This window comes from Actinoplanes oryzae, assembly GCF_030757795.1.
Lineage (GTDB): Bacteria > Actinomycetota > Actinomycetes > Mycobacteriales > Micromonosporaceae > Actinoplanes.
In genome coordinates this window covers 49956-62564 of sequence record NZ_JAUQWH010000006.1, presented here as the reverse complement: position 1 = coordinate 62564, position 12609 = coordinate 49956, and the positions used below count along the sequence as shown (strand labels likewise).

Annotated in this window: 12 protein-coding genes; all 12 read left to right on the top strand. The window is 71.1% G+C overall.

The window, feature by feature from the left end; translation table 11 throughout:
* Nucleotides 1-195: 195 nt before the first annotated feature.
* Nucleotides 196-2145 carry a primary-amine oxidase gene (locus RBH18_RS04000; RefSeq protein WP_306204513.1) on the top strand — a complete coding sequence of 650 codons (1950 nt, stop codon included), beginning with the start codon at nt 196-198 and terminating at the stop codon, nt 2143-2145.
* A 166-nt stretch (nt 2146-2311) separates the two neighbouring features.
* Entirely contained in the window at nt 2312-3952 is a 1641-nt protein-coding gene (locus RBH18_RS03995; protein WP_306204512.1) for an ABC transporter substrate-binding protein, read from the top strand.
* Nucleotides 3945-4826: an ABC transporter permease gene (locus RBH18_RS03990; RefSeq protein ID WP_306204511.1), complete on the top strand. Its 882-nt coding sequence runs from the start codon at nt 3945-3947 to the stop codon at nt 4824-4826. The genes RBH18_RS03995 and RBH18_RS03990 overlap by 8 nt, the downstream gene beginning before the upstream one ends.
* A complete protein-coding gene (locus tag RBH18_RS03985) occupies nt 4823-5911 on the top strand; it encodes an ABC transporter permease (RefSeq protein ID WP_306204510.1) in 1089 nt (362 codons plus the stop codon). Before RBH18_RS03990 ends, RBH18_RS03985 begins: the two co-directional genes overlap by 4 nt.
* A gap of 2 nt (nt 5912-5913) precedes the next feature.
* Nucleotides 5914-6591 carry an alpha/beta fold hydrolase gene (locus tag RBH18_RS03980; protein WP_306204509.1) on the top strand — a complete coding sequence of 226 codons (678 nt, stop codon included), beginning with the start codon at nt 5914-5916 and terminating at the stop codon, nt 6589-6591.
* Nucleotides 6588-7586: an ABC transporter ATP-binding protein gene (locus tag RBH18_RS03975; RefSeq protein ID WP_306204508.1), complete on the top strand. Its 999-nt coding sequence runs from the start codon at nt 6588-6590 to the stop codon at nt 7584-7586. Before RBH18_RS03980 ends, RBH18_RS03975 begins: the two co-directional genes overlap by 4 nt.
* On the top strand, nt 7583-8554 hold the full coding sequence (locus tag RBH18_RS03970; RefSeq protein WP_306204507.1) for an ABC transporter ATP-binding protein: 972 nt from the start codon (nt 7583-7585) through the stop codon (nt 8552-8554). Before RBH18_RS03975 ends, RBH18_RS03970 begins: the two co-directional genes overlap by 4 nt.
* Nucleotides 8551-9318, top strand: a complete 768-nt coding sequence (locus RBH18_RS03965; RefSeq protein WP_306204506.1) for an amidohydrolase family protein — start codon at nt 8551-8553, stop codon at nt 9316-9318. Before RBH18_RS03970 ends, RBH18_RS03965 begins: the two co-directional genes overlap by 4 nt.
* Nucleotides 9315-9755, top strand: a complete 441-nt coding sequence (locus RBH18_RS03960) for a cytidine/deoxycytidylate deaminase family protein (RefSeq protein WP_306204505.1) — start codon at nt 9315-9317, stop codon at nt 9753-9755. Before RBH18_RS03965 ends, RBH18_RS03960 begins: the two co-directional genes overlap by 4 nt.
* Nucleotides 9749-10492, top strand: coding sequence for a creatininase family protein (locus RBH18_RS03955; RefSeq protein WP_306204504.1), 744 nt, complete (start codon nt 9749-9751; stop codon nt 10490-10492). Before RBH18_RS03960 ends, RBH18_RS03955 begins: the two co-directional genes overlap by 7 nt.
* Nucleotides 10493-10503: 11 nt before the next feature.
* Nucleotides 10504-11142: a cyclase family protein gene (locus RBH18_RS03950; RefSeq protein WP_306204503.1), complete on the top strand. Its 639-nt coding sequence runs from the start codon at nt 10504-10506 to the stop codon at nt 11140-11142.
* Complete coding sequence (locus RBH18_RS03945) at nt 11139-12602, top strand: gamma-glutamyltransferase family protein (protein ID WP_306204502.1); 1464 nt, start codon at nt 11139-11141, stop codon at nt 12600-12602. The genes RBH18_RS03950 and RBH18_RS03945 overlap by 4 nt, the downstream gene beginning before the upstream one ends.
* Nucleotides 12603-12609 lie beyond the last annotated feature (7 nt).

Here is a 12609-nt window from a genome sequence, read left to right as displayed (position 1 = left end):
GAGTCCGTCCGAAGTGGGGTTGCTACCGGGTTCTGGTTCATTTCGGTTTTCCGCTGCGGGGAGGCGGAGTGCCAGCACGATAGCAACTCCCTGCTCGAGATTTTTGGATCCAATCGGTATTCCGTTGGATCCGAAACTACCGTACGTTGCAAGCAGCCGGAACACCGCGAACGCGGGAACGGGAGGAACATCCAAGTGAACTGCCATCCGACCGAGGCGACCGGGCCCGTGGAGCGCACGCACCCGCTCGACCCGGTGAGCGCCGCCGAGATCGAGCAGGCGATCGCCACCGCGCGCGCCGACGGCCGGCTGGGCGAGCGGACCCGGTTCTGGGGGATCTACCTCGACGAGGATCACGCCCGCAAGGTCCTCGCCGGCAGCGCGCCCGCTGGCGAGGTCAAGGTCGGCATCGTCGCCATGGACTACAGCGGCGAGGCGGCCTGGGAGATCGACATCGTGCTCGGCGCCGAGCCGCGCTGCCTGGAGTGGCGCTCGATCGACCCGCGCCGCCCCGGCATCACCTCCGACGAGGCCCGGGCCGCCGCCGCGGCGTGCCGGGAGAGCCCGCTCTTCCGCGAGGCGCTGGCCAAGCGCGGCATCCACGACGTCTCCCTGGTCATGATCGACGCCGAGTCGATGGGCGGCTTCGAGCCGGAGAAGTACCGCGACCGCCGCGTCACGTGGGGCACGGTCTGGCACCGCACGACCGAGGGCGACAACGGCTACGCCCGCCCGGTGCAGGGCGTCGTGCCGATCATCGACATGCACACCATGGAGGTCCTCGAGGTCGAGGACCACGGCGTCGTCCCGCTGTCGGAGGAGGCCGGCCCGATCGAGCGCGGCGCCTGGGGCCCGGACCGCGACGGGCTCAAGGCCCTCGACGTGGTGCAGCAGGACGGCCCGAGCTTCACCGTCGACGGCTGGCAGGTCGACTGGCAGGGCTGGAAGTTCCGGGTCGGCTTCACCCACCGCGAGGGCCTGGTCCTCTACGACCTGGAGTTCCTGGGCCGCCCGGTGCTCAAGCGCGCCGCCTGCAACGAGATGTACGTGCCGTACCTGGACAGCAACTCCACCCAGTACCGCAAGAACTTCTTCGACTGGGGCGAGTACGGCGCCGGCCCGCTCACCAACTCGCTCGCGCTGGGCTGCGACTGCCTGGGCGTCATCCGCTACTTCGACGCGACCGTGCTCGGCGGCTACGGCGAGCCGACGGTCATCCCGCAGGCGATCTGCATGCACGAGGAGGACGCCGGGATCCTCTGGAAGCACAACGACCTGCGCCGCGGCGTCAGCGAGGTGCGCCGGGCCCGCCGGCTGATCATCAGCAACTTCCAGACGGTCGCCAACTACGACTACGGCTTCTTCTGGTCGCTGTGGCAGGACGGGCGCATCGAGCTGGAGGTCAAGCTCACCGGCATGCTGTCCGCCTCGGGCATCACCGAGGGCGAGGGCGCCCCGTACGGCCGGGTCGTGTCCAGCCGCGTGCAGACGCCCACCCACCAGCACTACTTCGGCCTGCGCCTGGACACCGCGGTCGACGGCGAGCTCAACCGGCTCGTCGAGGAGCACGCCGAGACGGAGACCGACCCGGCACTCAACCCCTACGGCAACGCGGTGCGCGCCGTACGCACGCCGCTGATCAAGGAGTCCGAGGCCGCGCAGCGCGTCGACCCCTCGATCGCCCGGCACTGGCGCATCGAGAGCGCGGACAAGACCAACCGCTACGGCGAGCCGACCGCGTACCGGCTGCAGATCAAGAACACAACCCGCTCGTTCGGCCTGCCGGACTCGGTGATGCACCGCCGCGCGCCCTTCACGCACCAGCACCTGTGGGCGACCCCGTACGACCCGGCCGAGCAGTTCGTCGGCGGGCAGTACCCGAACCACGCCGAGCCCGGCGAGGACGGCGTGCACGTGTGGCAGCGGCAGGACCGGTCGATCGACGGCGTACCCCTGGTGCTGTGGCCCGTGCTCGGGGTGCATCACGTGCCGCGGCCGGAGCAGTGGCCGGTCATGCCGGTCGAGTCGATCCATCTCGCACTGGAACCGGACGGCTTCTTCGACCGCAACCCGGCCCTCGACATCCCCGACCCGGCCGCCGGCGTGGCGTCCGGCTGCGGCGACAACTGCGCCTGCGAGCACTGAGCCGACCTGGATAACGCCTGGTTACCGCGCTGATTCACAGGCTCGGTAACCAGACGTTCACACGTGTGACACGGCACCGCGACGGCGCGTTGCCACGATGCATTGGATCCAATTTACAAGAAATCTCATCCCATATTATTTCTGCTGGATGTAGGAGTAGCCCCCGATGACGGACTCCCTCGCAACCCGCTCCTTCTCCCGACGATCGATCCTGCGCGGCGGCGCCCTGCTCGGCATGGGCGCCGGGCTCGGCTTCACCGGCCTGCTCAGCGCCTGCGGCGTGGCCGCGGACGACGACGACTCGACCGAGGGCGGCCGCAGCGGCGGCACCCTGACCCTCGCGGTCGACGGCACGAGCGCGGTCATCGATCCGGCCTTCTACACCACGCTCGGCGACTGGATGGCCGTCGACTGCGTCATGCGCGGCCTGACCTTCATCTCGTTCGAGTCCAACGACCCGCAGCCCGACCTGGCGGAGAGCTGGACACTGTCCGACGACAAGCTCACCTACACGTTCAAGCTGCGCACCGGCGTGAAGTTCCACGACGGCACCGACTTCACCTCCGCCGACGTGCTCGCCAGCCTCGGCCGGCAGTTCGACGAGAACGACAAGACGCTGCCCGACGGCTCCTCGCGGCCCCTGCGCAGCCTCGGCGCGAACGTCGCGAGCCTCACCGCGCCCGACGCGACCACCGTCGTGATGAAGCTCAAGGCCCCCGACGCCACGGTGCTCGGCCGCCTGTCCGACATCGGCGGCCGCATCATCAGCAAGGCGGCGCTGGACAAGTACGGCAAGGACATCGGCAAGAACCCGGTCGGCACCGGCCCGTTCAAGTTCTCGGCGGCGACCAGCGGCCAGTCGGTGACCCTGGAGGCCTTCGACGGCTTCCGGCTCGGCAAGCCCCCGATCGACCGCCTGGTGCTCCAGCAGGTCCAGGACCCGTCGACGATCGTCAGCTCGCTGATCTCCGGCGACATCGGGGGTACGCAGTTCGCGCCGTACTCGTCGCTCGACCAGCTCAAGAAGAACGACGCCGTCACGGTGCACGAGACGCCGTACAGCTTCGACGCGATCCTCATGATCGACGCGCGCCGGATCAAGGAGCTGGACGTCCGCAAGGCCATCAACCTCGCCGTCGACCGCAACGCGATCCTGCAGCAGGCGTTCTTCGGCACCGGCGCGCTGCCGGTCGGCTACACGATCCCGCCGTCGCAGCCCGGCCACGATCCCAGCCTGGCCGACCTGAGCACGCAGAACCTCGACGAGGCCAAGCGGCTCATCCAGGCCGCCGGCGCCACCGGCCGGACGGTCAAGCTGATGGCCGCCAGTGACAGCTGGCACCCGAAGGCGGCCCAGATCGTCGCGCAGAACCTCACCGACATCGGGCTCAAGGTGGTCAGCGACTCGGTGGACCCGGCGAGCTACTTCGGCCGCGTCGCCGACGCCGAGGACGAGTACCACGACCTGATGATCTGGGAGCGCAACTCGTACGTGCCGGACCCGGACAACATGATCGGCTCGATCGCCCTGCCCTCGGGGGTCTACGGCGACTTCGCCACCGGCTTCGCGACCCTCGACGGCTCCGCCGAGTACGCGACGCTGCTCACCGAGGCGAAGAACATGCCCAACGGCGACGAGCGGACGGCGAAGTACACCGAGATCCAGCGCTCGTACGCCGAGAAGTACATGGTGCTCTCGATGCTGGCGTATTCCTGCAACCCGGTGGTCACGGGCGCGAAGGTGGAAGGCGTGAACGTCGCCGCCCTCGGCAGCCACCGGTGCTTCATGGAGAAGGCGAGTGTCTGAGCAAGCCCTGCGCGCGCGGCCGGTTCCGGCCGGGCGACTGCGGTCCGCGTACGCGCGGCGCCGGGTCGCCCGGTCGGCGCTGGCCGCTGTCTCGTGGACCGTCGTGGTGCTGTTCGTCCTGATCGCGCTCGTGGGTCCGATCGTCGTCGGCGCGGATCCCACCCGGCAGACGGCGGATGCCCTGCTGCCGCTCGGCTCCGCCGGGCACCTGCTCGGCACCGACGACCTGGGCCGCGACATGCTCGCCCGGATGGTCCACGGCGCCCGGCCGCTGCTGCTCGTCGCGTTCCTGTCCACGGCGCTCGCCGCGGCCCTGGGCGTGGCGACGGGACTGGTCGCGGGCTACTACGGCGGCAAGGTCGAGTGGATCCTCATGCGCGTCATGGACCTGGCGCTGGCGTTCCCGTCCATGCTGCTGATCATCCTGATCGTGGCGGCGTGGAAGCCGGGCGTGCCCAGCCTGGTGGTCGGCGTCGGCGTCTCCCTCGCCCCGGGCCTCGCCCGGCTGACCCGGGCCCTGGCCGCCCGCGAGGCCGGCCGCGACTACGTGCTCGCCGCGCGGCTCGGCGGCACCCGGGCGCCGCGCATCATGGGCCAGGAGGTGCTGCCGAACATCGCCGGCCCGCTGCTCGCCCAGGTCGTCATGACCCTGTCGGTGGCCGCCGGGTTCGCCGCCGGCCTGTCGTACCTCGGGCTCGGCATCCAGCCGCCGACGCCGGACTGGGGCTACATGGTCCAGGCGGCACAGGAGTTCCTCTACACCGCGCCCCGGCTGGTGGTGCTGCCCGCCGCCGCCACCCTGATCTTCGTCGTGGCCTGCAACTTCGCCGGCGACGACCTGCGGGACGCCCTCGACCCCCGGGGTTCGCGATGACTGTCACACCCGTAGCACCCGTGTCCGTGCGCCCGTCGCTGCGCCAGCGCCTCGGCACGCCGTGGCTGATCGTGCGGCGGCTGCTGGCCGTACCCGTGGTGCTGTTCTTCCTCGCCAGCATCGTCTTCGTGGCCATGCGGCTGCTGCCGGGATCCCCCGCGACCTCGCTGGCGGCCGGCGGTGCGAGCGGCGACACCAGCGCCGCGGAGATCACCCGCAACCAGGCGCGCATCAACGAGGCGCTCGGGCTGGACAAGTCGCTGCTGCACCAGTACGGCGACTTCCTGCACGACCTGGTGACCTTCAATCTGGGCTCGTCGTTCTTCGGCGGCACCAAGGTGACCAGCCTGCTGGGCGGGTCGTTGCCGGCGACCATCGAGCTGACCGTCGCCGCGATGGTCATCGCCGTCGTGCTGGGCCTGGTCACCGGCGTCATCGCCGCACTGCGCAAGGACACGTGGGTCGACAGCACCCTGCGTACGGTCGGCACCATCGGCTTCTCGCTGCCGTGGTTCGCGCTCGGCGTGCTCGCGGTGGTCGTCTTCGGCGTGTGGCTCGGCTGGCTGCCGGTCATCGGGCGGCTGCCCAACCAGCTGGACTACAAGCCGTTCACGAACTTCGTGCTGCTGGACGCGATCCTGCAGAACCGGCCCGAGCTCGTGTGGCCGTGGATCCAGCACCTGATCCTGCCCGCGACCACGCTCGCCCTGTCGATGGCCGGGTTCATCACGCGGATCGTGCGGGCGTCGGTGCTGGAGGTGCTCGGCGACGACTTCGTGCGTACGGCGCGGATGAAGGGCCTGTCCGGCGGGCAGATCCTGCGCCGGCACGTGCTGCGCAACTCGTCGCTGCCCATCGTCACGGTGCTCGGCCTGCAGTTCGGCTCGCTGCTCGGCGGGTCGGTCATCACCGAGACCGTCTTCAGCTATCCCGGCGTCGGCAACCAGCTCGTCAACGCGATCCTGCAGCGCGACTACCCGGTCGTGCAGGGCGCCGCGCTGGCCATCGCGCTGCTCTTCGTGCTGGTCAACGTCGTCGTCGACCTGCTCTACCTCGTCCTCGACCCCCGGCTCCGAAAGGCTTAAGCATGAATATCGTTCTCGTCCACGGCGCCGGTGGAACCCCCGTGACCTGGACCGAGGTGGCGCCCCTGCTGCGCGACGCGGGCCACGACGTCGTGGCGGTGACCAACCCGATGACGTCCCTGGAGGACGACGTCGCGAACACCGTCGAGGCGATCCGGTCCTTCGGCGGAGGGCCCGTGGTGCTGGTCGGGCACTCGTACGGCGGCGCGGTCATCACCAACGCCGGCCGCGAGCCCGGCGTCAAGGCGCTCGTGTACGTGGCCGCCTTCGCCCCGGACGAGGGCGAGACGGTCAACGGCATCGTCGAGAAGTACCCGCCGGCCGAGGTCTCCAAGTTCATGCGCCGCGGCCCCGACGGCGAGTGGTCCTCGGAGCACACCGAGGAGTACTACGCCGAGATCGCCTGGGACCTGGCGCCGTCGCAGCGCCGCGCGTGGGACGAGGAGTCGCGGCAGGTCTCCAACCTCATCTACACGCAGGCGACCGGCGTGCCGGCGTGGCGGACCGTCCCGGCGTACTACCTGGTCGCCGCGGACGACAAGACGCTGCGGCCGGAGATCCAGCGCGACATGTCCTCGCACGCGGGCATGACCGTCGAGGAGATCGAGGGCAGCCACTTCACGACGCGCGTGCACCCCGGGGCCGTGGTGGCGTTCATCGAGAAGGCCATCGCGGCATGAGTGAGCCGCTGCTGTCGATCCGCGGGCTGCGGGTCGAGTTCGACGTGCCGGGCGGGCGGCTGCCCGCGGTCGGCGGCGTGGACCTCGACCTGGGCGCCGGCGAGGTGGTGGCGATCGTCGGCGAATCCGGATCGGGCAAGTCCGCACTCAGCATGAGCCTGGTCGGGCTCAACCGCGGCCCGCGTGCCCACATCAGCGGGACGGCGGTCCTGCGCGGCAAGGACCTGATCGGCGCCAGCGAGGACGAGCTACGGACCGTGCGCGGCAAGGACATCGCCGTGGTGTTCCAGGACGCGCTCGCCGCGCTCAACCCGACGCAGAAGGTCGGCGCGCAGATCTCCGAGATGCTGCGCATGCACCAGAAGCTGTCGCGCAAGGCGGCCTGGGCGCGGTCGGTGGAGCTGCTGCGCGAGGTCGGCATCGCGAACCCGGAGCAGCGCGCGAAGGCGTACCCGCATCAGTTGTCCGGCGGCATGCGGCAGCGCGTGATGATCGCGATCGGGCTGGCCAACGAGCCGGGCGTGCTCATCGCCGACGAGCCGACGACCGCGCTCGACGTGACCATCCAGGCGCAGGTGCTGCGGCTGCTCAAGCGGCTGCAGACCGACCACGGCACCACGATCGTGCTCATCACGCACGACCTGGGCGTGGTGGCCGAGGTCGCCGACCGGGTCGCCGTCATGTACGCGGGACGGATCGTCGAGCAGGGCACGCGGGACCAGGTGCTTTTCGCGCCGCAGCATCCGTACACGAAGGCGCTGTTGTCCTCGGTGCCGCGCATCGACGGCCCGGCGCAGGACCGCCTGCCGGCCATCGCGGGCAGCCCGCTGACCGGGGTGACGCGCCCGCCCGGCTGCGCGTTCGCCCCGCGCTGCGCGTTCGCCCACGACGCCTGCCTGCCCGCCCCGCCGGCTCTCACCCATCGGTACGGACAACCCGGCCAGCTGGACGCGTGCGTGCTCGGCCCCGACAGGAACCTGGTGGCTGTCCCATGACCACACCGTTGATGGAGGCCGAGGGTCTCCGCGTCGAGTTCGCCAATCGGGTGCGCGCCGTACGCGATGTGGACCTGACGGTGTACGAAGGCGAGACGCTGGGACTCGTCGGCGAGTCCGGCTGCGGCAAGTCCACGCTGGGCAAGGCGCTGCTGCGGCTGATCGAGCCCAGCGCCGGAGCCGTGCGCTACCGGGGCCTCAACATCACCGGCCTGCGCGGCACCCTGCTGCGCAGCACCCGCGCCGAGCTGCAGATGGTGTTCCAGGACCCGTTCGGCTCGCTCAACCCGCGGCGCAAGGTGGCCGACATCATCGCCGAGCCGCTCCTGCGCGCTCGGGGCGCCGACAAGGCCGCCGCGCGGAAGAAGGCCGCCGAGCTGCTGGAGTTCGTGGGCCTGGGCGCCGAGGCGGGTGACCGGCGCCCGCACGAGTTCTCCGGCGGCCAGCGCCAGCGCATCGGCATCGCCCGCGCGCTTGCCCCGGACCCGAGGTTCATCGTCGCCGACGAGCCGGTGTCCGCGCTCGACGTGTCGATCCAGGCGCAGGTCATCAACCTGCTCGCCGACCTCACCCGGGACCGCGGGCTGACCATGCTGTTCATCTCGCACGACCTGGGCGTGGTGCGGCACGTCGCCGACCGGGTCGCCGTCATGTACCTGGGCCGGATCATCGAGATCGCGCCGCGCGACGACTTCTTCGCCGCGCCCGCCCATCCGTACAGCGAGGCGCTGCTGTCCTCGGTGCCGCAGCTGAATCCCGAGCCGGCCCGCGAGCGGATCGTCCTCGAAGGTGAGCTGCCCGACCCGGCCGCGCCGCCGCCGGGCTGCGCCTACCACACCCGTTGCCGGCTGGCGATCGACAAGTGCCGGACCACCGAACCGCCGCTCGCCGAGATCCAGCCGGGTCGTTCCGTCCGTTGCCACCTTCCGCTCATCCCCGTTTCGTCCTTGAGGGAGCCAGTCAGTTGATCATCGATGCGTACAACACCACTCAGGACGTCCGCGGGCGCTCCGACTATCTGACCGGGGCCCGGCCGGGGCAGGCGCCGCCGCCGTACACCCCGTTCGACCCGCAGCGGATCCTCACCCGCATGGACGCGGCCGGCGTGGACATGGCGATGGTCTGCTCGCTCGCCCAGCGCATCGAGAACGACTTCATCATCGACCTGGTCAAGAAGCACCCGGACCGGCTGTTCGGCTTCGGCATGGTGATGCCGCAGGCCGACGACGCCCTCGACGAGATCGAGCGGATCGCTTCAGAAGGCCTGTCGGGGCTGAAGCTGCACCCGAGCCTGCACGGCTACCACGTGGCCGATCATGGGCTGCTCGACCCGGTGTTCGACAAGTGCGCCGAGGTGGGCCTGCCGGTGCTGATCAACGCATTGGACGACGCGTTCTGTGCGCCCCTCGCCATCGAGGAGATCGCGAAGGGCCACCCCGAGGTGCCGACGATCATCGCGCACATGGGCGCCGTGTGGAACGTGCCCGAGGCGATCATCGTGGCGGAGCGCAATCCGCACATCTACCTGGAGACCTCGGCGACGCTGATCGCGGACGTCAAGCGCGCGTACGCCCGGATCGGCCCGGACCAGATCCTGCTCGGCACCGAGTGGCCCGGCTCCGACTTCGACCTGGAGCGCATGAAGATCGCCAAGGCCGTGCCGGACGCCATCGACCGGGCCAAGATCGAGGGCGGCAACATGGCCCGGATCCTCAAGCTGGACGCGAAGTGATCACGCCGGTCAGGGCGCCGCAGTACATGCCCCCGGCCGACGTGGAACTGCTCCGGCTCGCCGAGCAACTGCTGGAGAAGGTGTACGTGCACGGACGGCACGAGGTCGCCACGGCCCTGCGTACGGCCGACGGCAGTGTCTTCACGGGTGTGCACCTCGAGGGCTCGTGCCGCCGCAGCTCGATCTGCGCCGAGGGGATCGCGCTCGGCGCGGCCCGGGGCGGCCTTCCGCAGGGCACGCCGCTGCACGTGGACGTGGTGGTGTCGGTGCAGATCAAGCCGGCGGACACCTTCCGGATCATCGCCCCGTGCGGGGTGTGCCGGGAACTGATCAGTGACTACAGCCCGGACGCGACAGTCTGGCTGACCACCGACGACGGCCCGGCGCCGATGAAGGCGCTGGACCTGTTGCCGGAGAAGACGAGGCGAGCATGGTGAACGCAGTGCACTGGGAGGACCAGACCTTCGCGGAGGCCGGCGCGGCCGGTGACGCGGTCATCATCCCGATCGGCGCGATCGAGCAGCACGGGCCGCACCTGCCGCTGTCGGTCGACACGACGATCGTCACCGCGGTGGCCGAAGCGGTGTCCGCCCAGACGGGCGTGCCGGTGATCCCGACGCTGTCCTACGGTGTGTCCGCCTCGCACGGCGACTTCCCCGGCACCATCGCGCTGCGCCCCGAGACGGTGATCGCGATGATGGAGGACATCATCGACTCGCTGCACGCGAGCGGGATCCGGCAGTTCGTCATCATCAGCGGGCACATCTGGAACAGCGGCTCGCTCGACGTCACCGCCGAGAAGCTGCGGGTACGCCACAAGGACTCGCGGATCCGGTCGATCGGCTACGTGACCATGTACCCGGGGCCGGAGGTCGACGGGCACGTCACGTACGGCCGCGGGCTGATGCACGCCAACTTCTTCGAGACGTCCGTGATGCTGCACCTGCGCCCCGACCTGGTCCGGATGGACCGCGCGGTGTCGCACCAGGACGTGGACTCGTTCTGGGACTACCGCATGGACCAGGTCAGCGAGACCGGGGTGTGGGGCCGCGACGTGCAGACCGCCAACGCGGAGCACGGCAAGGCCGAGTTCGACCGCTGCGTGTCCACCACCGCCGCGGCGGTGTCCAAGGCCGTCCGCGAGCCGTGGCCGTCCGCGGCGCACCGTCCCTGAAAGGCAAGCTCATGGAGATCTTCGACATCACCCTGCCGATCCACCCGCAGATGCTGCACTGGGGCCGCAAGCCCGAGGTGGAGATCGTCGAGTCGGTGGACAACGGCGACGCCTCGAACGTCACCCGCTGGCGGCTCGGCGCGCACACCGGCACCCACGTGGACGCGCCCGCGCACTTCGTCAACGGCGCCACCCCGATCGACAAGGTGTCGCTCCACTCGCTGGTCGGCCCGGCCGTCGTGGCGGACATGACCCACCTGACCGGCGACATCACCGTGGACGATCTGGCGGCCGCCGGGCTGCCGGGCGAGCAGAAGCGGATCCTGTTCAAGACGTCGAACTCGGCCGGCCCGCTGAAGGAGACCGAGCGCGCCCCCTCCTGGGTCGGGCTGTCCCCGGAGGCCGCGAAGGCGCTCGTCGACGCCGGTGTCGAGCTGGTCGGCATCGACTACCTGACGATCGAGAGCCACTCGCGCACCGACACCTGGGACGCGCACCACGTGCTGCTCGGGGCCGGGCTGCTCATCCTGGAGAACGCCGACCTGGACGCGGTGCCGCCCGGGGACTACGAGCTGGTCTGCCTGCCTGCGAAGCTGGTGGATGCCGATGGCTCCTTCACGCGGGCCATCCTGATCAAGAGGGATGCATGACCGTGTCTGTTGCACTCGCCGCGCCGCACCCCGCGGCGGTCGAGGCCGGGCGGGCCGCGGTGGCGGCGGGCGGGAACGCGCTCGACGCCGCCCTGGCCGCCGCGGCCGCGCTGACCGTCGTCTACCCGCACCAGTGCTCCATCGGCGGCGACCTGATCGCCGTCGTCCGCCCGGCCGGCGGGGCACCGCGGGCCGTGCTGTCGATCGGTGCGGCCGCGCGGAACGTCGACGTGGCCGCCTTGCGCGCCGCGGGCGAGCGCATGCCCATGAACGGCCCGCTCAGCGTGACCGTGCCGGGCGTGGTCGCCGGTTGGGCCGCCCTCGCCGACCTGGGCGCCCGCCTGTCCTGGGCGCAACGGCTCGCCCCGGCGATCGAGCTCGCCTCGGCCGGCGCCCCGGTCAGCGCCGGCCTGGCCCGGACCATCCGCGATCGCGCGGACATCGTCGAGGCCGACGCCGGGCTGTCCGCGGTCTTCGGCGGGCTGAGCGAGGGCGACACGGTCGCGCAGCCCGCACTGGCCGCATCGCTGACGGCCATCGCGCGCAACTGGCGCACGTTCTACAAGGGCCACCTCGCCCACCGGCTCGCCGCCGGGCTGGCCGCGCTGGGGAGCCCGCTCACCGCCGACGACTTCGCCGCGCACACCGCCGAGGTCACCGAGCCGCTCACCGCCGAGGCGCACGGCGCCCGGTGGTACGCCGCTCCCCCGCCGAGTCAGGGCGCCACCTTCCTGGCCGTGCTCGGCGCCGCCGACCTGCTGACCACCTCCCGCCGCGCGCAGCTGGCCCGCGACGCGCTGCTCGGCGACCCGCGCACGGGCGACGTGGACGTGGACGGCCTCCTGCTGCGGACGACCGGGGCCTTCGCGCCGGTGGCCGCCGGGCCCAAGCCCACCGGCGACACCGTGGCCGTCACCGCGGTCGACGAGGACGGCACCGCGGTCACGCTGATCCAGAGCGTGTTCCAGAGCTTCGGCTCCGGGCTGCTCGAGCCGGACACCGGCATCGTGCTGCACAACCGCGGCTCGATGTTCAGCCTCGACCCGCGCCACCCCGGCCGCATCGCCCCCGGCGCCCGCCCGCCGCACACGCTGTGCCCGTCGATCGCCCTGACCGGCGACACCGTGCTGGCGCTGGGCTGCCAGGGCGGCCGCTCCCAGCCGTGGATCCTCGCGCAGGTCGCCGCGGACACGCTCGCCGGGCCCGACCCGGCCGCGGTCGTGGGCCGCCCCCGCTGGGTCATCGGCAGCCGCGACGTGGGATACGACCAGTACACCCTCGTGCTCGAGCCCGGCCTCCCCGCATCCCTCGCCGAGACCGCCGCCGGCCTCGACCTCGACGTCGTCACGACGACCGGGTTGCACGACGACGCCGGTCACGTGCAGGTCGCGCGGCTCTCCGGCGGCGTGCTGAGCGCCGCGAGCGATCCGCGCGCCGACGGCATCGCGGCCGTTCTGTGACTCATCT

Coding starts and splice junctions, on each gene's coding strand:
- RBH18_RS03955 (WP_306204504.1), top strand. CDS start 9,749: ATGGTGAACGCAGTGCACTGGGAGGACCAGACCTTCGCGGAGGCCGGC.
- RBH18_RS03980 (WP_306204509.1), top strand. CDS start 5,914: ATGAATATCGTTCTCGTCCACGGCGCCGGTGGAACCCCCGTGACCTGG.
- RBH18_RS03950 (WP_306204503.1), top strand. CDS start 10,504: ATGGAGATCTTCGACATCACCCTGCCGATCCACCCGCAGATGCTGCAC.
- RBH18_RS03975 (WP_306204508.1), top strand. CDS start 6,588: ATGAGTGAGCCGCTGCTGTCGATCCGCGGGCTGCGGGTCGAGTTCGAC.
- RBH18_RS03945 (WP_306204502.1), top strand. CDS start 11,139: ATGACCGTGTCTGTTGCACTCGCCGCGCCGCACCCCGCGGCGGTCGAG.
- RBH18_RS03995 (WP_306204512.1), top strand. CDS start 2,312: ATGACGGACTCCCTCGCAACCCGCTCCTTCTCCCGACGATCGATCCTG.
- RBH18_RS03985 (WP_306204510.1), top strand. CDS start 4,823: ATGACTGTCACACCCGTAGCACCCGTGTCCGTGCGCCCGTCGCTGCGC.
- RBH18_RS03970 (WP_306204507.1), top strand. CDS start 7,583: ATGACCACACCGTTGATGGAGGCCGAGGGTCTCCGCGTCGAGTTCGCC.